This is a genomic window from Planococcus chinensis (assembly GCF_020071995.1).
Taxonomy (GTDB): Bacteria; Bacillota; Bacilli; order Bacillales_A; family Planococcaceae; genus Planococcus; species Planococcus chinensis_A.
The window spans coordinates 1-256 of the sequence record NZ_JABWTK010000062.1 but is presented as its reverse complement, the minus strand read 5'-3'; the positions used below and the strand labels follow the sequence as shown (position 1 = coordinate 256).

The 256-nt window shown below is 53.1% G+C and carries 1 rRNA gene; it reads left to right on the top strand.

Going from position 1 to position 256, the window contains the following annotated elements:
- Positions 1–256, top strand: a 23S ribosomal RNA gene (locus tag HU147_RS19325); the annotation flags it as partial.

The following is a 256-nucleotide window of genomic DNA, read 5'->3' as shown; positions in this document are numbered from 1 at the left end:
AGACAACCAGGATGTTGGCTTAGAAGCAGCCATCATTTAAAGAGTGCGTAATAGCTCACTGGTCGAGTGACACTGCGCCGAAAATGTACCGGGGCTAAACGGATTACCGAAGCTGTGGATGGACATCGTAGATGTCCGTGGTAGGAGAGCGTTCTAAGGGCGTCGAAGCGGGACCGGAAGGATCCGTGGAGCGCTTAGAAGTGAGAATGCCGGTATGAGTAACGAAAGACGGGTGAGAATCCCGTCCACCGAATGC